The sequence below is a fragment of the Saprospira grandis genome, from assembly GCF_027594745.1.
In the GTDB taxonomy this organism is placed as follows: Bacteria; Bacteroidota; Bacteroidia; order Chitinophagales; family Saprospiraceae; genus Saprospira; species Saprospira grandis.
The window spans coordinates 518,106-543,218 of sequence record NZ_CP110854.1 but is presented as its reverse complement, the minus strand read 5'-3'; the positions used below and the strand labels follow the sequence as shown (position 1 = coordinate 543,218).

The following is a 25,113-nucleotide window of genomic DNA, read 5'->3' as shown; positions in this document are numbered from 1 at the left end:
ACCCGAACAAAGGAAGGGGCAGCCCCAAAAAATTACCAACTTCCAGAGGCGCCACCGCCCCCAAAACTGCCGCCCCCCCAAGAAGAAGAGGAACTGGAGGAGCTATAACTAGAGGAAGAGGAGCCCGAGTAGGAACTATAGCCCCCGCTGCTATATCCGCCGCCACTGCCGCCGCCGCCTTTGAAGCTATCCTTGGTCATTTCGGCAAATTGTCCCCGAAAATAAATGGCCCAAAACAGCAGCAAAATTAGGTAAATGCCAAATTGGGTCCAGACCAAAGTGGGGGTATAAGCAAAGCTTTTGCTGGCAATCAGATAGACGGGCAAAAAACAAAGCCCCACCACAATAAAAAGGTAAATGGGGGCGCCCAAAAGGGCCATGAAAAAGTTAATCCAAGGATAGGGGCGAATGGTTAGTCCCTCATAAAGGGCCGATAAAAAAACGACAATCAAAAAGCTGTATACCACCCAATCAAAGGCTTTGTTTTCGGCAATGAAGGCCTGGGCCGAAAGGCTGCGCTCTCTGCTAATTTCATTGGGCAACCCCTGCAATTGCAATTGGACCATCTGCAGGCCTTGCAAACAACCCTCGCCAAATTGTCCTTGCTTGAAAGCGGGCGTTAAAATTTGGTCAATGACTTCTTGGCAGTATAAATCGGGCAGGCGCTCCTCCAAACCATAACCCACCTCAAAACGGACCATTCGCTCCTCTTTGGCCAAAAGCAAAAGCAGGCCTTGGTTTGTTTCGGCATGGCCAATGCCCCATTTTTCGGCCAATTGTTGGCCATATTGCTCAATGCTCCAGCCGTCCATATTCTGGACCGTAATCAGCGCAATTTGCACCCCAGCGGTATCATTAAAAGCTTGGAGCTGCTGCTCTATCTCTGCCGCCGAAGCCGCATCAATCATCTCCGCAAAATCATTAAGGGCCCTATAATTGGCGGGCCGAACCGGAAAATTTTGGGCCTGCAAGCAAACGCTCAGGCCCAAAATAAAACTGATAAAAAGTAGTCTCATGCTAGTCTAAAATTACAAAGCTGGTTCGGCGGTTTCGCTGATGCTCTTCTTCCGTACAACTGTTACAGTCACAGCTAGCGGCCGGGCTAGATTCTCCGTAGCCTTTGGCCTGTAGCCGGCTGTCTGAAATGCCCGCCTGAATCAAATATTGCATGGTCGATTCGGCCCGCTTTTGCGATAAACTCTGGTTGTAGCTCTCTTTTCCCCGACAATCGGTATGCGAACCCATCTCAATATTCAAATCAGGGTTTTCATTGAGCAAACGAACCAATTTATTGAGCTCTGCGGCCGCATCTGGCCGAATATCCCATTTGTTGTAATCAAAATAGACATTTTCAAGCACAATTTCTTTCCCCTTTTCAAAGGGCGCCAACTCAATCTGAATGGCCAAGGTCCATTGATTGGTATCGGCTGGAATATTCAAGTTGAAGGTCGAAAGAGTGTCTAAAGCAGTGAAATAACCCGCTTTGGTCGTCTGAAAAAAGTAGGTTTCATTCGTATCCAATTGGCTAAAGAAACTCCCATCTACATCCGAGCCCATAATCCAAACAGTATCTTGGGTAGAAATCCGAACGCTAGCGCCCATGAGGGGATTTTCTTGGGCGGCTTCGCCATTGAGGCTATCGGCAGGAATCACTTCTTTGACCATGCCCGCTAGCAAGAGCTGAAATTCCTTTTCTTCTAAAGTATCGGCTTCAATAGGTTCTTTGGGCAAGGCTTCTGTAAAGGCATAAATATCGTCAGAACCTCGACCAGTATTGCGGTTAGAGCTAAAATAGCCCTTGCGAATAATGCTATCCTCTTTCTCGGCATAAGGGTTAACGATCAGGCCAAAATCATCGGCTCCCGAATTGATCGGGGCCTTGAGGTTTTGGGGCTTGACCCAGCGGTCCAAAAGGCGAGGGGCCTTAAAAATATCCAATCCGCCCATGCCTGCATGTCCATCCGAAGCAAAATAAAGGGTGTCGGCATCTAGGGCAGGAAAAACCTCATTGCCCTGCGTATTGATTTCGTTGCCCATATTTTGGGGCTCCGACCAGCGTTCTTCGCTGCTCACCCAAAGCGAAATATATAAATCATAGCCTCCAAATCCTTTTTTATCATTGGCGGCAAAAATGAGCCAACGGCCTTGGGGATCAATGCAAGGATGCATATAATTGACAAATTTTCCGCCTAGGCGAATTTCCTTGGCCTTAGACCAGCTACTGCCTGCTTTTTCGGCCATCATCAGGCGGCAAAAATCAACGCCTTCCTTTTTATCCGATCCACATTCGGTAAAAAAGGCCCATTGACCATCGGCAGAAAAAACGAGATTGCCCTGATGAAAATCGGGGTCCCAATTGCTGACTTCTAGGCGCTTGAGGCTATCCGTTTTGAGGTCCAAACTATAAAAGTCAAAAAACTTTTTGTTGGTCCATTTATAATTTTTTTTGCCCTCAGACTCTTCTCGGTCCGAAGAAAAAACAAGGGTGTTTTCATTTTGTAGGGCTGGAGAAAAATCCGTAGCATCTGTATTAAAAGGCAAATTTTCGATGCTAAAAACGCTACTATCGGCCAGGGCGAGCCACTGTTTGGCCTGTCGACAGGCCTGAATATATTCCAAGTAGCGGTTGGCATCGCCGGCATCTCGGCCCGCTGTTCGGTAGGCCTGAATCGCCAGCTCATAGTCCTCGGCCTGCTGCAACATTTTGGCCTGCTGTAGGGCGGCATCATTGGCATAGCGCAGTTGGCTGGCCTCGGCATACCAATTGGCGGCCTCTTTATATTGGTGGGTGCGGCGGTAAGATTCGGCCAATTCATAGGCTTTTTGGCCCTTGATTCTGTTTTCTTTGGCCTTCTTAAATTCTTTTTGCAGCATCGGAATTGCCACCGAAAACTGCTTGCGTTCATAGGCGGTACTCCCGTCTTTTATCCGCTCGGTATAGCTACAGGCTTGCAGGCTCAAAAGGGCCAAAACAAGCAGGGGAAGCCAATATTTATACATAGATGATTATTTTTTAGGGTAAGATGACTAATCTTTTGGGGCTGCCCACTCGCTTCGCTCGGGTCGGGCTGTGTCAGGGCTCGCAGGTCTGCTCGGCCCTGCGCAAAATTCGCTACGCTCATTTTGCTGGGTCTGCGGCTTCGCCGCCCCCTTTTCCATCCCTCAGCCGCGGCGCTCCGCGCCTGTAGGACGCAGAAGGACCAATTTTAGCGCATTTTGCTGCGCTTTACTAAATAGGGAAGCAGCACCTGTCTAAAGTCTTCTTGAATGTCTGCCTCTACAAAGTCAATTTTATATTGCAAACACTTTAGCTTAAGGGCTTCTTTATACTTTTTGACCTGCTGCTTATAAAAGTCTTTGAGTTGGTTGGGCTGCAACTTGAGCTTTTCGCCTGTTTCAATATCAATAAACTGATAAGGGCGGTTTTCAAACTCAAAGTCCAATTCGTAGCGCTTGTCTACCACATGAAAAAGGATGACTTCATGTTTGTTATACTTTAAATGCTGCAGGGCGGAAAACAGTTCTTCGCCATCGCCATCTTCAAACATATCGCTAAAGATGACCACCAAAGAGCGGCGGTGGATGCGCTCGGCAATTTCATGCAGGGCTTGGGCGGCATTGGTCCCTTTTTGTCTACTTTTTTGGCTGAGGTACTGCTCGATATAAGAAAAGAGCAAATGTCGGTGTTTGCTACTCGATTTGCAGGGGGTATGTAGTTCTACCTCTTCTCCAAAGACCGAAAGGCCGTAAGCATCTCTTTGTTTTTGGAGCAGGTGGACCAAAGAGCCTGCGGCCAAGGCAGAAAAAGCCAACTTATTCAGATGGGGCGTTTTACTGGCTTTTGGGGCTTCTGGAAAGTACATAGAAGAAGAAATATCGAGAACAATTTGGCAGCGCAAATTGGTTTCCTCTTCAAATTGTTTGGTATACAGGCGGTCGGTTCGGGCATAGACCTTCCAGTCAATATTTTTGGTCGAGTCGCCTTGGTTATAGATGCGATGTTCGGCAAATTCTACAGAAAAGCCATGAAAAGGCGATTTGTGCAGGCCGATAATGAAGCCCTCCACAACTTGTCGGGCCAGCAGGTCCAGATTTCCATGTTGTCGGAGGTCGTATTGTTCAAGAATAGAAGGCATAATTAAAATTTGGTTGGTCCACAAACTAAGAAGTTTTGTGGATTAAGCGAAACGGGATAGCGGATAGAAAAAAATAGCCTTGTCTTCACTTTTTGAAAACAAGGCGCTATCAAACTATTCAAGAGATGGCGTTGATCTATCTTGTATGGATGGGCCATCATTTAGTAAAACGGCCCTCAAACTAAAAAGATAGTCGAGGGCCGTCACTTTTTGAGTATTTTAACAAACTTAAGTTAGACTAGCCTTTGTAAAAATTTTGGATCAGGCGGCCCTTCATTTCTCTAAACTCATTTTCATCGATCACGCCCATTTCTTTGAGCTCGGCTAGTTCTTTGAGTTTTTTGACGATCACCTCATTGCCATCCTTGGCGGGGGCTTCTTCTGTTTTGGGGGCTTCTTTTTCTGCTTCTAGCTCCACTTCTACTTCTACGGTGCGGGCTTTTTCCTCTACAGATTCTTCCTTGGCGGCTTCTTCTGCTTTGGGGGCTTCTTCTTTGGTCTTTTCTTCTTTGCGGATATCCTCGGCTACTTTTTTACCTTTTTCAAACTGCTCATTATAGTAGCGTTTGAAGCGGTCGCTATCAAAGTCCATGAGGTTTCCGCCACTTTCAAAGTGTTGTTTGAAGACCTGGCCCAGGGCATAGGTTGAGGCGGCTGACATAACAGACATAGAAGCGCCACCTAGGGCGGAGCCTACGCCTGGAATCAGTTTAATGAGGGCATTTGCGCCTACTTTAGAGAGGCCAGAGCCGGTAATTGAGGTAATGAGGGCTTTGCCTTCAGTTTCTTTAAAATCTACTTCATAGATGTTGCTGATCGAGCGGATCATATCGAGTTGCACGGCGGCAACGGCTAGAAAGTCAGCAACGGGGAAGGGGATAAAACCGGCACCCATAGACCACATAACGTGTGCACGAATAGTTCTTTCGGCTTTTTGAGCCCGGTCTTTACCATTGTTGTTCGACATTTTTTTGGCGAATTTGTATGCTTTATAAATTGAGTTGGGATCCATCATATCTAATTGATGATTTCAGCTATAAGATAGTTTAATCTAAGCTAAAAAATGAAGAGATGGACTTTTTGGTTCCTATTTAAATTCTTTTTAAGAAGTTGGGGGGGGAAATAGGCTGGGCTAAGGGGGATCGGCCCAGGGGCGGGCGCAGCCCGCCCAAGGCCTAGCGATGTGGAGGGGGGCGGCGCAGCCGCAGACCAAGGCCTTTAGGCCGCAGGGCCGAGCAGGCTTGCGAGCCCCGCAACGTAGCGCCGCAAGGCGAAGCCGCAGCGGAGGCCCCTAAAATCCATAATGTAAGCCAGCACGATAGGTAATGGGATTGACATAAGTGGTCCCGCTGCGGAGATAATAGATATCGAAAAGGAACTCGCTAAAAATGCCTAGGCCATTATCGAAATTGCTGGTATAGCCAAAGCCGATATTGGCTCGGGGCTGAATATCTTGGATATATCTGGGCGAATTGGGGCCGCCGGTATAATTGGGATTGCTTTCGCGGACATAGAGTTGTTCTAGTTCGCCATGCAGGTAGAAGCTCTCCCAATATTGGGGGAGGGGGCGGATACGGAGAAAGGCCTTGGGGCCGATGAGGTGGATATTTGCCTGGCTTGTCATTTCATACATATAGGTATAATTGAGGCCTAGGCCAAGGTGGGCAAAACTGCTGATGCGATAGCCGAGATGGGGGCTAAAATCGATACGGAAAAGAGAATTCCAGAGGTCGAGGCCAGCAGAGCTACCAATAAAAAAGCCTTTAAGGGGATTTTGTTTTTCGCCATTGAGGTCACCGGGGCGATTATTTCGCAGTGGTTTTCGGTCTTCTTCCTTATCATAGACCTCATCATCTAATTGGGCAAAAGAGGAGAGGCTCAGGCAAGAGAAGAGGAGGACAAAGAGGCATCGGTAAGTCATTATTCTCATATTAAAATTACTTTTTGAGGAACTTTTCAAGAAAGGGGCCAAAGATAAACTTTAGTTTAATAACGCATTAACTGGGAGATAAGTAAGGTGAAATCTAGATAGACATATTATCATCTGTGAGTGGGGTAGTTGTTTAGGGGGGAACTATTTACTTAGATTGATTAGCGATAGTTTAATTGTGATTGGTTATACTATTTTTTTGAGTTTAAAGTAGTTTTTTGTGACAGAAGCTAAGCGGATTCGCTTGACTTCAATTTTAGAGAATCAACAAAACAAAAAACGATTATGAAACAACTGTTGCTTTACCTTTTGCTCTTATTAGGAGCAGCGCCTTCTCTTTTTGCCCAGCAAGATGTAGATTTTAGGATGTGGATTGAGCCTGTAGACAGCTTCAATAATATTCCGGCCTTGCAATCTTATGTAGTGGGGCATCATGACCACAAATGGTTGGTGATGGCGGGTCGTATTGATGGTTTGCATCAGCGGCAGCCCAATAGGTCCTTTGCGGCTACAGAGTCGAACAACCAAATGTATGTGATTGATCCTGAAAATAAGACCTTTTATGCGGCGCCACTTACGGCTTTGCCTACCTCTTATCAGGAGCAATTGAGTTCGACCAACCTGAACTACATTCAAAAAGACAGCACACTTTATATCTGTGGGGGCTATGGCTATAGTGCCACGGCCTTAGACCATGTTACTTACCCTTATATGCTCAAGTTGGATATTGCGGCTTGTATGCAAGAGATTATCCAAAGCCAAACGGTATCTAGCCAGCACTTTATGCAGTTGCAGGATACGGCCTTTGCGATTACTGGGGGGCAGTTAAACTATATTGACTCTACCTTTTATTTGGTGGGCGGGCACTTTTTTGGTGGTCGCTACAATCCTCAGGGCCCTACACATGGTCCTGGTTTTACCCAATATTATAGCGATGCGATTCGCAGCTTTAGCCTTAGTGAGCAAAACGGGCAATTGCAGATGACCAACTATCAGGAGCAGGTAGATAGCGCCAACCTTCACCGCCGCGACTACAACCTAGTTCCTCAGGTATTTCCCAATGGCCAAGAAGGCTTTACTATTTTTACAGGGGTGTTTCAGCATCAGGTAGATCTACCTTGGCTCAATACCATTGATATGGATGCGCAGGGAAATTATACGGTTCGTCCAGTTTTTGAGCAGCTGCTCAATCAGTACCAAACAGCTCGTTTGCCTATTTATGAGGCGCATAGCAACAGCATGCATACCTTCTTTTATGGCGGAATTGCTCAATATTACTTTGATGCCAATGGGCAGTTGATGAACGACCCGAACGTACCTTTTGTCAAAACCATTAGCCAAGTGAGCCGCTTTGCCAACGATAGCATGCAAGAGTATGAGCTCGTACAGAAAATGCCTGATTTCTTGGGCGCTGGGGCCGAGTTTATCCCTGATCATGAGGCTTTCCGCAAAAATGGAATTCTAGAAGTCGATCAACTGCCTATTGGCCCCAATATGGTCGGTTATATTTATGGCGGTATCGAATCTGATTTTGATAATATTTTCTTTATCAATGATGGGACGCAATCTCGCCCTTCTACCCAGTTGTTTAGAGTTTATGTAGAGCGAGATTCTTCACTTTATACTGCTGTAGAAACTATAGAAAATCAGCTTGATATGCAGCTTCAGCTTTCTCCTAACCCCACACAGGGACAGCTTCAGCTGGCTTTCCTGCTTCCTCAGGCCGAAAGTCTAGCCTTTACCATTTATAACAATAGTGGACAATTGCTCTGGGAAGAAAAAGCGAGCTCTTTTGTGGCTGGCCAACAGCAAAAAACAATTGAATTGCCCACAGATTGGCCCGCTGGCAGCTACTATTTAGAGATTCAACTAGAAAATGGACAGAAAGACAGCTTGCCCTTTGTCTTTCAACCCTAAGGCCTCTTTCACTACTTACTACTTTATATAGAGGCGCTCCCGCTAGCTTTAGGCTAGTGGGAGTTTTTTGTTTTGGGGCCTCCGCCTCGCTACGCTCGTCGGCGCTACGTTTTGGGGCTCGCAGGTCTGCTCGGCCCTGCGCCGCCTTCGGCGGCTGGGTCTGGCGCTTTGCGCCACCCCTACACATCGCTAGGCCAAGGAGCAGCCTGCGCTTAGCTTTTTAGGTAGAGGGATAACCTTTTTTCTTATAAATCACCTCAATAATAGCCCGCTGAAAAGCAGCGGCTTGCCCAAAGGCAATTTCTACCTCAATAGGCAAAACATAGATGGCTTGTTGTTGGGCCCAGCTAGCCAGACGAATACTGTCTTTTTCGGTAGTGAGCAGCCGCGCTTTTGGCCCAAGTTGTTTTAGGCTTTGCTGAATATTTCGCCAATCTTTTTCGCTATACAGATGGTGGTCGCCAAAGGCCATTAGTTTTACATTTAGTCCTTGCTGTTCTAGATATTGGACCAAAGGGCCCGGTTTGGCAATGCCCGTCAATAATAAAATGGGCGCTCCCTTAAAGCTAGCTAAGTCTTGCTTTTCATTGGGGGCCGCCAATAAATAAGTTTGTCCATAACGGAAATAAGAAAAAAAGACCTTTTGATGGGGGAGGGGCTGCAGTTGTTTCAAAAACTGCTGAGCATCGGCTTGGGTCAAATTTACTGGGCATTTGCTGATGACAATAATCTTTGCCCGCTTATAATTAAAGGCAAACTCTCGCAAACGGCCAGCGGGAATAGGGGCATCCTTAAAAAAAGGTTGGGCATAGGTGGTCAATAATAAGTAGGCATCGGCCATTAAGGGCCAGTGTTGCATGGCATCATCTAAAATGACGAGCTCGGTAATAGGGGCTTTTTGCAAAATGGCCTGCATCCCTTCGGTCCGCTTTTCGGCCACCACAAAAGGAATCTGAGGAAACTTCTTATGAATTTGCAAAGGTTCATCGCCTACTTCTTCGGCGCTAGAGTTGAGGCTCAACCAACGCAACCCCTTGCTTTTTCGGCCATAGCCTCGACTCAGTACGGCCAAATGATGGTAGCTACCCATTTGCCGTAAAATATATTCTACATGCGGACTCTTTCCGGTGCCGCCCATAGAGAGGTTGCCCACCACCAAGCTCGCCCGCTCAAATCGCCGACGTTCCCAGATGCCCTGCCGATAGCCCCATTTAATGAGTTCTACTATGCTACCGTAAATTAGGCCCAGGGGCCAAAATAAATACTTGAAAATGCCGTAGCCCATTTTTGCCTTAAAGATAATCAACCCTAAAAAAAAAGCGAGCCCCTTTTAGAGACTCGCTAGATAATTTATCCATCAAAGGCATTCTACTCTTCTGTAGGAGCAGCAGCTTCATCGCTGCTTGCCTCGCCTTCTTCTACCATATCTTCCTCTTCTCCGCGGTCGGCATCCTTAATTAGGGCCACATCGGCAATGGCATCGCCACCTTTGAGGTTGATGAGTTTAACGCCCTGTGTAGAGCGCCCATTGATTGGCAGTTGCTCTACCGTAAAGCGAATGGTCAAGCCCGACTTATTGATAATCATCAGGTCATCTCGGTCCGTAACGGCCTTAATGGCAATCAGTTTACCCGTTTTCTCGGTCAATTGCATGGTCTTGATTCCCTTACCTCCACGGCTTTGGATGCGGTACTCTTCTAGCTCCGTACATTTACCCAAGCCATTTTCAGAGATGTTGGCAATCTTTTTCTCCTCTTCGCCTTCGGCAAAGGTAATCATGCCAATGAGCTCTACGCCTTCTTCCATATTGATGCCTTTTACGCCCGCAGCCATACGGCCCATAGAACGCACATCTTCTTCCGAGAAGCGAATGGCCTTACCATTGCTGGCCGCCAACATAATTTCTGACTTACCATTGGTCAATTTTACTTCTAGCAGCTCATCGCCTTCCTTAAAGGTAATGGCATTGATTCCCGCCGAACGTGGACGAGAATAGGCCCGCAAAGGCGTTTTCTTCACCAAGCCCTTGCGGGTGGCAAAGGTCAAGAAGTGGTTATCCAAGAATTCATCATCCTTAAGATCTTTCAAGACAATATAAGCCTTTACTTTATCATCTTCTGGCAGCTCCACAAAGTTCTGAATGGCTCTTCCTTTGGTGCTTTTGCCCCCTTCTGGAATCTCATAGACCCGCTTCCAATGACAACGCCCTTTTTGGGTAAAGAGCAATAAGTAGTCATGGGTATTCGAGACAAACAAATGCTCCATAAAGTCCTTATCACGAGTAGCCGCCGCCTTAGATCCTCTACCGCCTCGGCTTTGGGTCTGGTATTCGCTACTTGCCGTGCGCTTGATATAACCCAAATGAGAAATGGTGACCACCACTCGCTCATTCTTAATCATATCTTCAATAGAGATTTCTCCAGCAGCATGGGTGATGTCCGTCAGGCGCTCATCGCCATATTTGGCCACCACTTCCTGTAGTTCTTCTTCAATGATGCTTTCTCGACGCTCAGCACGAGCCAAAATGTCTTTAAGGTCCTCAATTTCGGCCATGATGCCCTTAAACTCCTCCTGCAAACGGTCTCTTTCCAAGCCCGTAAGGCGCTGCAAACGCATATCCAAGATAGCCTTGGCCTGCTTCTCAGATAGTTTGCCCCCTTCCAAAGGAAATTCAGCCAAGAAGCTATCCAAAGCATCTCCCTTAGGCGAAAAGTCAAAGTTCATCAAGGCTTCTCGGGCCTCTTCCCCATTCTTAGAGGCTCTAATCAAAGCAATCACCTCATCCAAACGGTCCAAAGCCGCCAACAAACCAATCAAGATATGCGCCCGGGCTTCATTCTTCTTAAGGTCAAATAAGCTACGGCGCTCAATCACTTGCATGCGGAACTTCACAAATTCCACAATCAGTTCTTTCAAGCTCAACAAACGAGGGCGACCATCAACCAAACAGATGTTGTTCACCCCAAAAAAGCTTTGTAGAGCCGAGTATTTATAGAGCTTACTCAATACTACCTGAGCATTGGCATCTCTGCGCAAAATAATCACAATACGCATCCCCTTGCGGTCCGACTCATCGCGGATGTCCGTAATACCCTCAATCTTTTTGCTGTTTACCAATTCCGCAATCTTCTGAATGAGGTTGGCCTTATTGACCTGATAAGGGATTTCCCGCACAATAATCGCTGTGCGACCATTCACTTCCTCTACTTCGGCCTTGCCTCGCAAAGTAATACGTCCGCGGCCCGTTTCAAAGGCCTGACGTACCCCCTGCGTACCATATATAGTACCGCCTGTAGGAAAATCGGGGCCCTTGATGTATTGCATCAAGCCCTCTACATCAATTTCTTTGTTGTGCAAATAAGCAATAATGCCCTCGCAAACCTCGGTCAGGTTATGAGGCAACATATTCGTCGCCATCCCCACAGCAATCCCCGAAGCCCCATTCACCAACAAGTTGGGAATACGGGTGGGCAAAACAGTAGGCTCTTGCAAGGTATCATCAAAGTTGTACTGATAATCAACGGTTTCTTTCTCAATATCCGCCAACATCTCTGCACTGATTTTAGCCAAACGGGCCTCCGTATAACGCATAGCCGCAGGGCTGTCGCCATCTACAGAACCAAAGTTTCCTTGGCCATCTACCAAAGTGTAACGCAAAGACCAATCTTGGGCCATACGCACCATAGTATCATATACCGAGCTATCGCCATGTGGGTGATACTTACCCAAAACCTCCCCCACAATACGGGCAGATTTCTTATGGGCTTTGTTATGTACCAAACCCAATTCATGCATACCGTACAACACACGGCGATGAACTGGCTTGAGACCATCGCGCACATCAGGCAGGGCTCTCGAAATAATTACAGACATAGAGTAGTCAATATAAGCCGACTTCATCTCGTCTGTAATGTTAATAGGGACAATTTTCTGTTCTGGATTCATAATATCTAAAACGCTCTTTTGAGACTAATTTTTTTATTTCTTTTGGGGCCTCCGCCTCGCTTCGCTCCTCGGCGCTACGTTCCGCAGCTCGCAGGTCTGCTCGGCCCTTCGCCGCTTTCAGCGGCTCGGTCTGGCCCTGCGGGCCACTGCTGCACATCGCTAGGCCAGGCGGCTGCGCCGCCTCCGAAACCTTAATTCTAAGCGGTCTGCAAGATAGCTATTTTATGCTATTTTTTATAACTTATCTTAGGGTATTTCCCCCCGCAAAAGTCCTAGTTTTACTAGTACTTTCCTATTTTTTTGGTATACAAATTTAGCCTTATGCTCAAATGGAGTTTTCTTGTTTTTATCGCTTCCTTTTCCTTGATTAACAGGCCCTTATTTGCTCAGTTTAAACGCTTTAATATTGGCCCTAAAAGCTATAAGCTCCAGCTCAAAGCAGAGTACTCGCTCTCTGCCGGGGCCGCCTGGGCTATTGGCCCTTTTGCCCAACTCAAGGACCAAGCAGATGCCGCTGATGGGGCTAGCTATGGCGCTTTTACCGAAGCTAGAATACAGTTCCGCTCTAGCCAACACCCCCTCTGGATCCCTCAGTTGCAAGTTGGCTATATGCAGTTGGGCCAGCAAAATGAAAACTGGAAAAAGCAGTATAACCTATTAGAAGCAAAAGCGCAAGATTGGTCTAATCTTTATTTTATGCCCGGCCTGAGCTTTCAAGGCGGCCACTGCCTACAGTTCCAACTCCGCCTAAATGCGGGGGCCTTTGTCCTTTGGGGCTGGAACGCCCAAAGAGGAGCCCTCAATGCCAATGAACAACTGGACCGCTATAGCTGGAGCTTTTCGCCAGCCGTGGGCGGAGCCATAGAACTAGGCGCTAGCCTGCAATATCGCCTCAATAAAAGATGGACCCTCTTTAGCGATTTTGCCTACTTCAGGGGCCGCTCTGGCCGAGAAGGTAGCCGCCGCCGACAACTCTTTGCCCTAGATCGCCAACAACAGCCCCTAAATCCCCCACTCTTCGAGCTAGACGAACTCTTTTTGCAAAGGGTAGACTGGAGCAGCCTGAAGCTAAGCCTAGGCCTCCGATATAGAGCCTTTAAGTATTTGCATAATCCCAATAAACGCTATTGGAATTATTATTAGGGCTGGTTTCTAGACAAGGATTAACCAAATCCTAGCCAGCTAAAGGCCCAAATTTTATTCTAATACACAAAATCCCGAACAGTCCCTCGCTGAACTATAGTCAATGATGTTTGGGGTATCATCAACGACCGCTGAACTATGGTCAATGATGTTTGGGGTATCATCAACGACCGCTGAACTATGGTCAATGATGTTTGGGGTATCATCAACGACAGCTGAACTATAGTCAATGATGTTTGGGGCATCATCAACGACGGCTGAACTATGGTCAATGATGTTTGGGGTATCATCAACGACTGCTGAACTATGGTCAATGATGTTTGGGGCATCATCAACGACTGCTGAACTATGGTCAATGATGTTTGGGGCATCATTAACCATACTAAAAAGGTCATTCTTTAACTCTTTGAATAAGTTCATTAGGCTAGTGCTTTAACTTATTGCTAACAATTGGACCTTTTTCAGTGGCCGAAGCGGAAGGCCCGGCTAAAACATAGTTGTTGAGCGGCCTAGCGATGTGCAGCAGTGGCCCGCAGGGCCAGACCTAGCCGCTTTCAGCGGCGAAGTGCCGAGCGAATAGCGAGCTGCGAAACGTAGCGCCGCAGCTTTGCTGCGGAGGCCCCAAAAACCTTCAGAAAAAGCATAAAAAAACGGCTAGCAGGAAAGCTCCCACTAGCCGTTAAACAACAGACATTAGAACAGCCTAGAGGCTATTTTCGAGTACATATTCATCATGTTCGCGGCCATCTTTGCCATCGGCGGCATCTACAGCGGCCTGAACATCAATAAAGAAGTTTTCGGTACCAATATGCTCGATAATATGGCCCCGATAAAGGGCATCTCGAACAGGGCCTTTGGCGCCGGCCACAAAGAAGTTAGTGCCCTTGGCCTGAATCTCTTTGGCTACATCTTCTAGGGCGTGCATGGCACTAGAATCAATAGCGTTGATACTTTCGGCATTGATAATAATCGCTTTGAGGTCTTCGCCAGCTTCTTCGGCTAGTTTCTCGATGCTTTCGCGGAAGAAAGTGGTATTGGCAAAATAAAGCTGTGCATCAAAGCGGAGGATGAGCAAGTCGCTGCGCTCTTCTAGTCGGTCAAAGCGTTTTACGTTACGGTAGTGCTTGCTGCCAGGAATGCGGGCCAAGATGGCCAAATGGGGGCGAGTAGTTTGGTAGATAATGCTGAACAAAGAAACCACAACACCCAAGCCAATACCTTGCTCAATACCCAAAGAAAGGGTAGCTACAAAAGTGAGGACGAGCATCCAGAAATCGCGGCGATCGGCCTTCCAGAGGTGGATGGCTTCATTATAATCAATAAGGCCAAATACGGCTACCATAATTACAGAGGCCAAAATGGCTTTGGGTAGGTAGTAGAATAGGGGGGTAAGGAAAAGCAGCGTAAGAACGATCAGGGCGGCAGAAAGAATAGCCGCTACACCAGTTTTTGCTCCAGCTTGGTCATTTACTGCTGTACGAGAGAACCCTCCTGTAGTGGGAAAGGCCTGCAAGAAAGAGCCGCCAATATTGGCTAGTCCAAGACCAATAAGTTCTTGGTTGGGGACAATCTTATAATTTTTGTGCTTGGCCTGAATGGCTTTAGCTACAGCGATAGACTCCATAAAGCCCACTAGCGAGATCGTCAAAGCGATCGGCAAAAGCTTCTGGAAGTTTTCTAGGCTAAAGGTAGGCACTTGAGGGGTAGGCAAACCGCTGGGCACCTCTCCAACAATCTTAACACCGGCATCAAAAAGGCCCATGCCCCAAACGGTAAGGATACCAAAAACTACGGCAACCAAAGGGCCAGGGATATTGATCCCCATTTTTTTGTTTAGCTTTTTGAGGGCCAAGATAATGGCCACGCCGCCTAGGCCAATCATGAGGGTATACATATTGGTTTCTCCAGCGCGCTCAATGGCTTGTCCAATAATATCGTGCACATGATGCGAGCGTTTTAGGTCAATACCCAGCAAATGCTTGAGCTGCGAAAATCCAATAATCAGGGCTGCGGCAGAGGTAAAACCACTAATCACCGGATGAGAAAGGAAGTTGACCAGAAAACCCATGCGTAAAACCCCAAGGGTGAATTGGAAAATACCCACCATTAGGGCCATCATGATAGCCAATTTAATAAACTCATCAGGATCTTGAGTAATGGCGCCTACTCCAGAAGCAACCAACAAAGATACCATAGCAACAGGCCCCACAGCCAACTGCCGTGAGGTTCCCAAAAAAGCATAAATGATCAGCGGAAGAATAGAGGCATAAAGTCCATAAATTGGAGGCAAGCCGGCCAACATTGAATAAGCCATCCCTTGAGGGATCAACATCACGCCCACGGTCAAACCTGCCGATAAATCGCCTTTTAGGTCGTTTTGGGAGTATTTGGGAAGCCACTCTAAAGCGGGTATAAATTGTTTGATATCCATAATAATTTGTACTTTACTGGTGTAAAAGAGGTCAAGAATTCTATTGAGGCGTTCACTCTATGAACAAAAGTAGTTTAGACTATTTTTAAAAAAGGTGACGTCTATCACGATTTGACCAAATTGTTCACTGAATTTCCCATTTTTTATGCAGGATCCCCAAATAAAATCTTTGCTCGAGCAGCTAAAACAAATGCAAAACCGCATTGAGGAAGAAAGCTTTAGCCAAGAAGAATATAAAGAGCTGGGCCTTTCTATGGGCCTGAGTTATACGGATTGGGATAAATTAGAAGGGGCCTACCAAGATTTTATCGGTAGGGCCAAAGGCTATATTCAGCATGACTTAGGAGAGGAGGCCTTGTTGGAGCTGCAGCAGGCTCGCTTGATTCGCCCTCAGGGAGAAGACCTCGCCCTCTTGATGGCCCAAGCGCATCTGATTTGTTTTCAAGAAAAGGGAAATAGTTCGGACCAAAAGGCCGTGAAGTTATGGGCGCAGCGACAGCTACAGCTCAATCCAGAAGACCAAAGAGCTATGCAGCTTTTGGTACAGTTAAAAGAAGAAGAAAGGCCCTTTAGGGCCCAAAATGCGGCCCCTAACTTTGATTTGGGACGGCCTGCTCCAAGCCGCCCTAAAAAGGAAGAAGACAAAAGGCAAAAAAGAATCAATGCTTTTGTTTCCTTATCCATTGTCTTGGGAGTGCTTATTGCCTACCTGGTCCTAATGCCTGGCTACAGCAGCGAAAGCGAAATAGAGCGAGAAGGGATTCCAGAAGTGGTCGTAAGAGAAGCCTATAGCGGCAGCAGCCAGTCGATTTCTAGCCGTTGGGAAAAAGGCAGTATGATTGCCGGAGATGGCGAGATTGTGGGCTTGTCTGCTGAGCTAGAAACGATCTATCGGGCAGAGGAAAAGGAGTTTAGCTATTATCTAAAGGGCTATTTCAAGCTCCTGAGTTCGGGCAGTGGGAGCGTAGTGGCTTGGGTGCATTATTTGGACCAAAACGGCGAGAAGCTCTGGAGCAGCCCACTCACTTTTGATATTCCAAAAGGAGCCCAAATGGGCGATTATGTGGCCATTCAAGAGCTGCATCAGGCCTATGGCGACCCACCTCCTGTTACAGAGATTTTGTTGGAGCTAGAGTTGGTCAATATTAAGGAAACCTTCAGCTCAATGCTGCCCAAATCCCTAAAGGTTTTTCCCGAAAAGCTAAACCAAAAGTATTTCTTTAAGGCGGAGGCTGTGGCTAGTGAATTAAGCTATAATCAATTTTCCAACTCTGTTTATCATCAGTTGAGTTTGCGCCTCAAGCAGTCGGCCAGCCAATCCATTCAAAAGTTAAAGGCAAATATTATCTATCTAGATCAGCTCGGCCAGCCTATAGATAAGCAGGAGCTGCTGCTGATTGGCCCTAAAGACTCGCCATTGAGTAATCGCTATTCTTATATTAAGGCCTATCAAATCAAAACGGCCTTAAAAAATGCCAAGGAGATAGCCGATTATCAAATAGAGCTTTTAGAAATTGAGGGTTAGGGGCTGCCCCTCGCTTCGCTCGGGTCGGGTTATGCGGCAGCTCGCTGCTCGCTCGGCCCTGCGTCGCTACGCTCCTTGGTCTGGCCCTGTGGGCCACTGCCTACTATCCCTCAGCCTGCGGCCCTTCGGGCCTGTAGGACTGCATAAAAAGCGGTATTCGTCGCTGCGCTCCTCATTCGCTAATATGACCCGCCCACCCACCCCTCTGCGGGATTCCTTAAGGAATCCCTTAGGGGCGTTTGGGCCATTTTTTATACAGGCGCTTTTATTGTAGTTTTCGCAGGCCCTTGGGGCCTGTCCTCTTCGGCCTAGCGATCTGGCTGTTTTACTGTAGGTTAAAACCCACAGCAACTGTGGTATCGCTTTGCGATTATATATAAATGAGGGTTGAAACCCTCATGAATCAAACTAGCGCCGCAGCTTTGCTGCGGAGGCCCAAAAAAAATGTCCCAAACAGCAACTGCTAGGGACATTTCTTATTTAAGCTTCTTGGATCAGCTCCACCACAGCCTCCACCCAAAGCGGGTGATCATTCAGGCCTTCTAACAGTTGGAGATGTTCGCCCCCCATTTCTTCAAACTCCTCGGCATATTCCTCAGAGATTTCGATAGTAGTTTCTAGGCAATCGGCCACAAAGGCGGGACAAAAGACCAGAATCTTGCGGTCGCCTTTTTCATAGCGTTCCTTGAGCAAATCGCTAGTATAGGGCTCCAGCCAGGGGTCTCGGCCAAGGCGAGACTGAAAGCAATTGCTATATTTTTCCTTGGGCAAATTTAGGGCTTCGGCAATAGCGCGGCTAGTATCAAAACATTGGGCACTATAACAATGTTGGTTCTTAATGCTGAGCGTTTCGCAGCAATCTGCTGTTTTCATACAGTGGTTGCAGCGGTCGGCCTTGACGAGTTGGCGTTTGGGCAGCCCATGATAAGAAAAGAGCACATGATCATAGTCCTCAATATTGTGTTCTTGGGCGCGGGCCACAAAGGCGGCAATCATTTTGGGATGATCGTGATAAGAATTGATAAAGCTAATTTCGGGAATAATTTGCTCTTGCCGGAGCAAACGCATCACCTCATCATGCACCGAGCCCGTAGTGGCCGAGGCATATTGGGGAAAGAGCGGCAGCACCACTAGCCGGCTAATTTGTTGGGCCATCAGTTTATCGAGGGCCGACTTGATAGAGGGATTTTGGTAGCGCATCCCCAGTTCTACGATATAATCATCGCCCAATTGTTTTTGGACCTCCTCTTGGAGAAAATAGCCAAAAACCTTTAGGGGCGAGCCCTCATCGGTCCAGAGCTCTTGATACAACTTGGCCGAAGCGCCAGAGCGAAAAGGCGCAATAATGCCACGGACCAAAATATTTCGGGCAATAGGGTTAATGTCAATTACCCGCCCATCCAATAAAAATTCTTTGAGGTAGCGATAAACAGCCCCTCTAGTTGGGGCATCGGGTGTCCCCAAGTTTACAAGCAAAACCCCTGTTTTTCCGGCTAAAGCCATAAGTTGTTCCTTCAGATCGTCGTGAAAATAATAAATGTACCTATAAAGCGGTGCAAGGACTGTTTTGTTTAACAAAAGGCCCAAAAAAGCGCTGCAAACTTAATCATTATTTCTTTTTTTGCAGGGCTTTTCCTCAGTTTATAGCTTTTGAGGCATTTAGTTTTCTATCTTTAGGGACTTCTATTACTCTAGATGCTCAAACTATTGGCAGATGTTTTATGCAGTGGCCCAAAAGGCGGCACATCATTATGACTCGGCAGATTACCTCTCTTGTTTGGCCGCTCTACTAAAGGCCAGCAGTCTATATATATGGGAAGGGGAGGAGCAGCAGCCGCCCAATCTGTTGGCACTTCGCTTTCTGGGAGATTGTGCCCTGATGCAAAGCCGTTTGGCCCAAGCCCCTTTTATCGAACTAGCCGAAGCCAACCCACTATGGCCACTACTAGAAAAAGGAAAACAAGCCAGTTGGGCCGAGCAAATAGCAGCCCTAGAGGCCTTTAAAAAACAAACGGCCCTGCTTTATATTGCCTACCTCTTTATGCTGCAAGAACAAGAACCCCTAGACAGCCAAGAACTGCTCTTTCGCCTATCCATTAGCGAAGAAATTTCTTTCTTTTGTAGTAGTCAACATAAAAGAAAAGAAAAACTAACAGAAAATTTTCAACGACTGTTCAAAGAAAAGTTAAGAACGGCCTTATCTTTGACCGAAATAGAAAAGATGCCGGCTAGTTTAGAAAAGATTGCTATCTTAGAAAAAATGCTTGTCACAAAAGCAAAAAAAGAGCTGGTATTAGCCCTCGCTCAAACCTATATGGCATTAGAGCAGCAAGAAGAAGCCCTAGACTATTTCTTGAAGGCCCAACTTTATGGAGCCTCCAAACAAGAAGTCATAGCGCCTTGTCGGCAGCTGGCCGCCCGCTTGCTCAGAAAGGCCAAAACAGCCCAAGAGCGCAAGCATTGGATCAGTTTCCTTGAAAAAATCAATTAGTTCGTCGAATTTATCTAAAGGAAATGAACTGATAAAATCCTAGTTTCATTATATTTATACGATAAATAAGATTTTAAACTGTCGATCTTAAGAAGAAATCGACTATGTTAAACTGCTAAGAACAAGATATACTCCCCAATTCCCTCAGAAAATGTTCTCGCAAACAGACATCCAACTTCTCGACCAACACTATACGTTTAATCCGCAGGCTTATGGGGCAATTATCTCTACACACTTACATATTTTTCTTGACTAGCTTTCTAGTTACGGTAAGCATACAGGCACAAACTCAAGATATCTTTGAAAGCCTAAGAAAACAAGCTGAATTGGGCAAAACTTACTTCATTGGCTTGGCTAATGCAAATAGCGAAGAAAGCTATGACCTAAATGAAGGCTATTACCTCAAGTTTGTTCCCGCCAAATACGAAACGACCCAAGATAGTATTCTCGTCTCGCCAGCCCTAAACGGCAATTTCGATACGACCAACTATTTTATGAGTACAGAAATTCTAACACTCCGAGAACCCGTTTCTGAGTGGAGACCCGCCGATGTCTCCGAAATTTGCCGCCAAGATGAAGAACCTAAACATAAGGTGGCCGCTTGCTTGGTCAAATTGGCCCCAGAATATAAGGTGGTCAATACCCGCTTTTATCCCTTCAAAGATATTTTGGATACTAGCCGTACCGATCATATCATCCCCGCAGTCTATGAGTTGGTCGAAAGACAAACCCTAAAGCAAAAAAGCCGTATCGAAATTATTCCAGAATCTGCTGGTAGACCCAGTCTCAAAGCTGGCGAAAAATTGCGTTATTTGCCCCCAGGCCAATGGCAAAGCTGGCAGGAAGTTGTCTGCCCCTTTGGCGTATTTAATGCCCCCACCGCCTACGAAATTCAAGAGGCTTTGCGCAAGCTCGGCTATAAATTACCCAAAACCGGAGACTATGATGAGGCCACCCGCCGCTTCCTCCGCCAGTTCCAAAAAGATTATGGCATCAACCCTGAAGAAGGCGAACTCTCTCAGGCAACTATAGATAAATTGGGCCTAGAAAGACGACCACTAATTAGTGTAGATTACTAGGACCAAAGTCACATAGGAAATTAGAAAACTTAGCTAGCTTAAAAGGCTGGCTAAGTTTTTTTTTAGGCTAATCAAATTAACAATTACTTAATGCTTTTATTCCCTTAGCCGCTAAATTATTATTGCATTTTGAGCCTCCTAAAGCCAAAGACTTTTTGATGCACTAATCTATATCACAAAATGCCAGAAATATACATCTATCTCGGCTTTGCCCTAGCGGCCTACTCGGTCATCGGCAATGATGTTATCCAAACCCTTGGAACATTTATCAGCTCTAATGAAAAGCGCCCCTGGTGGGTCCTTTGGCTATTCGCTGGCGGTATTCTTACTGTCACTCTTCTTTACGGCTGGTACACGCATGGCGGAGACGTTTCTTACGGCCGCCTAATCGGAGACCCCGATAAATTTAGCTTAGACAACCCCAAATACCCCTTTATCCAAGATATGAGCTGGTGGTATATCCTCCCACCGCTAGTCCTTTTAGTTGTTACCCGCCTAGGCATCCCCGTTAGTACCTCTTTCCTGATCCTTACTTTTTTTCTCCCCAAAGGGCTCACGCCCATGATTATTAAATCTCTAATTGGCTATGGCGTCGCCTTCGGGACAGGCCTGGTTTTCTACTTGCTGGTTTCTCGATTTACGGAGCGCTACTTTTTGCGCAACCCCGAAATTAGCAAGAAGAGCCAGATTTTCTGGACCGTTCTGCAGTGGGGCTCTACGGGTTTTCTCTGGACCCAATGGCTAATTCAAGATTTTGCCAATATTTATGTCTACCTCCCCCGCCAAATTAGCGCCCTAGAAATGACGCTTAGCCTCGGCTGGCTCTTACTCCTTCTAGGCTATATTTTCAAGAAACAAGGAGGCGCTATCCAAGGTATTATTAAGTCAAAAACAAATACTAGCGATATCCGCTCAGCCACTTTTGTAGACTGTATTTATGGGGTGGTGCTCTACTTTTTTAAAGAGCTCAACCGCGTACCCATGAGTACCACTTGGGTCTTTTTGGGCCTGCTCGCTGGCCGCGAATATGGTATCCGCATTGCCGTAGAAGGCCGGGCCGATGGCAATATGCACCGCATGGTTTTCCGCGATATCGGTAAGGCCGCCCTCGGCCTAGTCATTTCTGTGGTCCTCGTTTGGGCTATCCACGTTATCAAAACTGGCGAACTCTGGATGGATATTACTTAATGCCAGCTCTACTGAAATAAAAAAATAGCCTGCAATTGATTTTGTAGGCTGTTTTTATTTTGGGGCCTGCCGCCTGCGGCGGCCGCTACGTTTCGCAGCTCGCTGTTCGCTCGGCCCTGCGCCGCTGAAAGCGGCTGGGTCTGGCCTGACGGCCACTGCTGCACATCGCTAGGCCTGCGGGCGCTTTGCGCCCTGCAAACCGCAAATGCAGACTATTGACTTAATAAGTTAGCCGCTTTTTGGCCCAATAAACTGCCCAAGGCTACGCCCATTCCCCCCAAACGCAGGGCATAATATACCCCTGCTTCGCTTTGGCCCAAAAGGGGCTTTTTCTGTGGCCCTACGCCCAGTATTCCCGACCAACTTTGGCTAATGCCTACTTTTTGGCCCAATACGTTCTCTAAATAATCGGCTAAAAAGTCCTGAATCTTTGCCGTTTGCCCTAGTTCATCGGTAGTTTCTCCAATAGGGTCCAGATGTCGCCCACCACCCAGTAATATCCGCCCAGCTATGGGCCGAAAATAAACATAGCCCGCCTGAGCATGGCAGGGCCGCTTTAGGGCCAAATTGGGAATGCGCTCGCTCAAAATTACTTGGTTCCGAGCTGGCTGTAGAGCCAAATCAGGCAATAGGCGAGGACCAAAGCCATTGTTGCAAATTAAGAGCTGCTGGCTGTATAGTCTTAGTTGTTCTGGACCAAAACGAAGATTTAAACAAAGCCCCCTAGCCCCTTGTTCCCAATCCAAAAGCTCGGCCCCCCAACGAATACTAATGCCTGCCATTTCTACTCTCTGGACCAAGGTCCGCATCATTTTCCCCGTATCTATTTGGCCCTCTAAGCTATTCTCTAAAGCCCTAGAAAAATTTTGCAAACCTTCTTTTTTTAGCGCATCTTTGGCCAAGGGACTAAATAGCGATCGGCCCTCAAAAAGGGGAGCCAAGCGCTTGTTAAAGCTGGGCAGTTGGTCCAAAATAGCCTGATATTGGGCCTCTTCTTCGGCCCTAAAGAGTTCTAGGCTGCCCCCGCCCTGATAGGCGATATTTTGATCGTCTAGGGTTTCTCGCAATAAACGCAGGCCCAAATAACGTTGATATAAAAGCTCCTCTAGTTCTGCCCAACTATGCGATTTAAGGTCCTCATAGAGCTCGCCAGGGCTGCCAAAACATGCAAAACCTGCATTTCGACTACTGGCCCCAGCAGGCAAAAGTCCTTTTTCTAGGACCAATATTTTAGCTTTTGGCCGGAGCTGCCTTAATTTTAGGGCCGCATTTAGTCCTACTAAACCTGCACCAACAATGACGATGTCCTGCGGTGCGAAAAATTGTTCTTTCTCCCAGAAACTTAGCATAAATTATCTTTTAAATGGCTCGCAAGGAAGGACGCCTTTGGCCTAGCGATGTGCAGCAGTGGCCCTCAGGCCAGACCCAGCCGCTGAAAGCGGCGCAGGGCCGAGCGAACAGCGAGCTGCGGAACGTAGCGCCCGCCGAAGGCGGGAGGCCCCAAAAAATCAAGATACTAAAAATGAAGAAAAACATCTTATTCTGTTTGTTCCTTTTAAGCCTGAGCAGCCTGAAGGCCCAAAAGCTGCTTTTGACGGAAAACTTTGATACCATAGAAGATCTAGAAAAGGTCAAGGGCCTGCATTGTCAGGGCTCTGCGGCCATTATTCCCTCTGGCTGTCAGGCCGATAATCCGGCGCTTTTGCTTTTGGGCAATGGCGCTAGTTTAGAGCTGCGCTTGCCCGAATCGCCCTATGGAATTGGGAGCTTGCGCTTTGATTATCGGGTACAAAATGTGAGCGTCGGCCGAGGTTTTCGGATGGTGTACAGCTATTATTCTGAAGAAGATAAAAAATGGTCGGAGTATAGCAGCCAAGACATCAAGAGCAATAGCAGCATTTGCTTTCCCAATCCTATTCAGTTAGATGAGCTAGATCTGAGCAATTTGAGCCGAGTGAAAATGAGCATTCAGGACTATGAATCTGGGGAGCTACTGATCGACAATATTGAGCTAGAAGAATTGTCACAAACTGACTTTAATCGGATACAAACCTCTCGGATTTTAGAAGTGGAGAAAGTCAAGATTGAAGAAAATATTTTGGAGAGTATCCGCAAAGCAGAGCATCAGAGCTATGCCAAATCGGCTAGGCGGCTAAAGGATATTTACTATAGCGAGGTGCAAACTATTGGCAATGTTTATAATTATGTGGGCCATATAGATATCTCGCTACAAATTTATGATATTTTTCATGAGCGCAGCGAAATGGCCAATCCCTTGGCCTATAAAGAATTTGACGACTGGTTGGGCAGCATGCAAGACCTATCCGATTTGGCGCAAAAAGATTATATCAAGGATTTGCAAGCGGAGTTTGAGCTGCAAAGACAACAGTATAATACCGACTTGGTAAAGGGAAGGTCTAGAGCGGGCAAGGTGCTCAATTTTGCGGCCGATGTAGGCAATATTTTAACTGGGGGTAAGCTAAAAAGTGTGATTAACAGCTTTAAGGGCGTCTTTTCTAGCTTATTTAGCCGAGCCAATATTGAGGCCAAGTACAAACCCTTTAAGGAAGTCGTTTTGGAAAATGTCCGTTTGGATGGCCTGAGAGGTAAGCATGATGTAAAGGTCTACCAATTGGACCCTGCTATACAGGCCAAAAATGATTCTTTGATCCAAACGGGGCAGAAGAAGTATCGGCATTTTTCGGCTTTCTTTTCTATTGTAGAGGCCGAGTATGCCTCTTTGGACCATCATTCTAATAGTTGGAAAAATGTCAATTTGCGGATGCGGGCCCTCAGCCAAGACGCCGAAGAACTACTGGCCGAATATATTGCTTTGGTGGATCCCGAATTGGCCCAAGATGCCGATTTTATCCATCAGGTACTAGATAATGAAAAAGGGGCCATGAAACAATTGAGCCAGGCCGTAGACAAGCATTTTGAGCAGCTCCTTAAGTTTTCGACCAATAAGGAAGAAAAAGAAGAGCAGATCAAGGCCATTTCGGCCAAAATCCAAGAGGTAGACGCGCTCTTAGAGCGCTACCGCCTGGCGAGCATGCTCTTTAAAAACCTCTTTGAGGGCTTGCGCCAAACCCTAGAGGGCCGAAGCAACCCCTGGGAAGACTGGATGAAGGACGAAAAATCTAAGGAATTTGAAAAAGCGGCCGCACATTGGAATGAAAAGCGGCAAAATTTAGTCAAAGGTTTGCTCCCCAAAATTATTGACAAAATTGATGATGTTTATGTAAAACCCAATTTGAGAGAGGTGGAGCCAGTTTGGCGCCAATAAAAATAAAAAAAGGCCCCCAAGACATTTTGTCTTGGGGGCCAA

General features: G+C 46.8%; 18 protein-coding genes. 7 read left to right on the top strand and 11 right to left on the bottom strand.

Features of this window, described 5'->3' with window-relative positions; translation table 11 throughout:
• Positions 1-32 precede the first annotated feature (32 nt).
• The 5 genes from OP864_RS01980 to OP864_RS01960 all read right to left on the bottom strand — a co-directional run bounded on the left by OP864_RS01980 (position 33) and on the right by OP864_RS01960 (position 6,066).
• Positions 33-1,016, bottom strand: a complete 984-nt coding sequence (locus OP864_RS01980; RefSeq protein WP_270099636.1) for a TPM domain-containing protein — start codon at positions 1,014-1,016, stop codon at positions 33-35.
• A gap of 1 nt (position 1,017) precedes the next feature.
• On the bottom strand, positions 1,018-3,000 hold the full coding sequence (locus OP864_RS01975) for an OmpA family protein (RefSeq protein WP_270099635.1): 1,983 nt from the start codon (positions 2,998-3,000) through the stop codon (positions 1,018-1,020).
• A 206-nt stretch (positions 3,001-3,206) separates the two neighbouring features.
• Positions 3,207-4,136: a DUF58 domain-containing protein gene (locus OP864_RS01970; protein WP_270099634.1), complete on the bottom strand. Its 930-nt coding sequence runs from the start codon at positions 4,134-4,136 to the stop codon at positions 3,207-3,209.
• A gap of 238 nt (positions 4,137-4,374) precedes the next feature.
• Positions 4,375-5,103, bottom strand: coding sequence for a DUF697 domain-containing protein (locus OP864_RS01965; RefSeq protein ID WP_270099633.1), 729 nt, complete (start codon positions 5,101-5,103; stop codon positions 4,375-4,377).
• Positions 5,104-5,427: 324 nt separating this feature from the next.
• A complete protein-coding gene (locus OP864_RS01960) occupies positions 5,428-6,066 on the bottom strand; it encodes a hypothetical protein (protein WP_270099632.1) in 639 nt (212 codons plus the stop codon).
• Between the two features lie 285 nt (positions 6,067-6,351).
• Between OP864_RS01960 and OP864_RS01955 the strand changes: the two genes are divergently transcribed.
• Entirely contained in the window at positions 6,352-7,983 is a 1,632-nt protein-coding gene (locus OP864_RS01955; protein ID WP_270099631.1) for a T9SS type A sorting domain-containing protein, read from the top strand.
• Between the two features lie 220 nt (positions 7,984-8,203).
• Here the strand turns inward: OP864_RS01955 and lpxK are convergent, their stop codons facing one another.
• Complete coding sequence (lpxK, locus tag OP864_RS01950) at positions 8,204-9,268, bottom strand: tetraacyldisaccharide 4'-kinase (RefSeq protein WP_270099630.1); 1,065 nt, start codon at positions 9,266-9,268, stop codon at positions 8,204-8,206.
• A gap of 83 nt (positions 9,269-9,351) precedes the next feature.
• Positions 9,352-11,928 carry a DNA gyrase subunit A gene (gene gyrA / locus OP864_RS01945; protein WP_270099629.1) on the bottom strand — a complete coding sequence of 859 codons (2,577 nt, stop codon included), beginning with the start codon at positions 11,926-11,928 and terminating at the stop codon, positions 9,352-9,354.
• A 321-nt stretch (positions 11,929-12,249) separates the two neighbouring features.
• On the opposite strand from gyrA, the gene OP864_RS01940 reads away from it, so the two are divergent.
• Positions 12,250-13,071: an autotransporter domain-containing protein gene (locus tag OP864_RS01940; RefSeq protein WP_270099628.1), complete on the top strand. Its 822-nt coding sequence runs from the start codon at positions 12,250-12,252 to the stop codon at positions 13,069-13,071.
• A gap of 54 nt (positions 13,072-13,125) precedes the next feature.
• Here OP864_RS01940 and OP864_RS01935 read toward each other — a convergent pair whose 3' ends face one another.
• Both OP864_RS01935 and OP864_RS01930 read right to left on the bottom strand, forming a co-directional pair.
• Positions 13,126-13,491: a hypothetical protein gene (locus OP864_RS01935; protein ID WP_270099627.1), complete on the bottom strand. Its 366-nt coding sequence runs from the start codon at positions 13,489-13,491 to the stop codon at positions 13,126-13,128.
• Between the two features lie 283 nt (positions 13,492-13,774).
• A complete protein-coding gene (locus tag OP864_RS01930) occupies positions 13,775-15,502 on the bottom strand; it encodes a SulP family inorganic anion transporter (RefSeq protein ID WP_270099626.1) in 1,728 nt (575 codons plus the stop codon).
• A 190-nt stretch (positions 15,503-15,692) separates the two neighbouring features.
• Between OP864_RS01930 and OP864_RS01925 the strand changes: the two genes are divergently transcribed.
• Positions 15,693-17,027, top strand: coding sequence for a hypothetical protein (locus tag OP864_RS01925; RefSeq protein ID WP_270099625.1), 1,335 nt, complete (start codon positions 15,693-15,695; stop codon positions 17,025-17,027).
• A gap of 480 nt (positions 17,028-17,507) precedes the next feature.
• Here the strand turns inward: OP864_RS01925 and hemH are convergent, their stop codons facing one another.
• Positions 17,508-18,530 carry a ferrochelatase gene (hemH, locus tag OP864_RS01920; protein WP_270099624.1) on the bottom strand — a complete coding sequence of 341 codons (1,023 nt, stop codon included), beginning with the start codon at positions 18,528-18,530 and terminating at the stop codon, positions 17,508-17,510.
• A gap of 211 nt (positions 18,531-18,741) precedes the next feature.
• Between hemH and OP864_RS01915 the strand changes: the two genes are divergently transcribed.
• From OP864_RS01915 to OP864_RS01905, 3 genes are all read left to right on the top strand, one after another.
• Positions 18,742-19,518 carry a hypothetical protein gene (locus OP864_RS01915; protein WP_270099623.1) on the top strand — a complete coding sequence of 259 codons (777 nt, stop codon included), beginning with the start codon at positions 18,742-18,744 and terminating at the stop codon, positions 19,516-19,518.
• A 212-nt stretch (positions 19,519-19,730) separates the two neighbouring features.
• Positions 19,731-20,597, top strand: coding sequence for a peptidoglycan-binding domain-containing protein (locus tag OP864_RS01910; RefSeq protein WP_270099622.1), 867 nt, complete (start codon positions 19,731-19,733; stop codon positions 20,595-20,597).
• Positions 20,598-20,777: 180 nt separating this feature from the next.
• Complete coding sequence (locus tag OP864_RS01905; RefSeq protein ID WP_270099621.1) at positions 20,778-21,785, top strand: hypothetical protein; 1,008 nt, start codon at positions 20,778-20,780, stop codon at positions 21,783-21,785.
• Between the two features lie 212 nt (positions 21,786-21,997).
• On the opposite strand, the gene OP864_RS01900 is transcribed toward OP864_RS01905, so the two are convergent.
• The gene (locus OP864_RS01900) at positions 21,998-23,134 is read right to left on the bottom strand and encodes an NAD(P)/FAD-dependent oxidoreductase (protein WP_270099620.1); all 1,137 of its coding nucleotides are present in this window, start codon (positions 23,132-23,134) and stop codon (positions 21,998-22,000) included.
• 173 nt (positions 23,135-23,307) lie between these two features.
• Here OP864_RS01900 and OP864_RS01895 point away from each other — a divergent pair, with 173 nt between their 5' ends.
• Entirely contained in the window at positions 23,308-25,071 is a 1,764-nt protein-coding gene (locus OP864_RS01895; RefSeq protein WP_270099619.1) for a hypothetical protein, read from the top strand.
• Positions 25,072-25,113 lie beyond the last annotated feature (42 nt).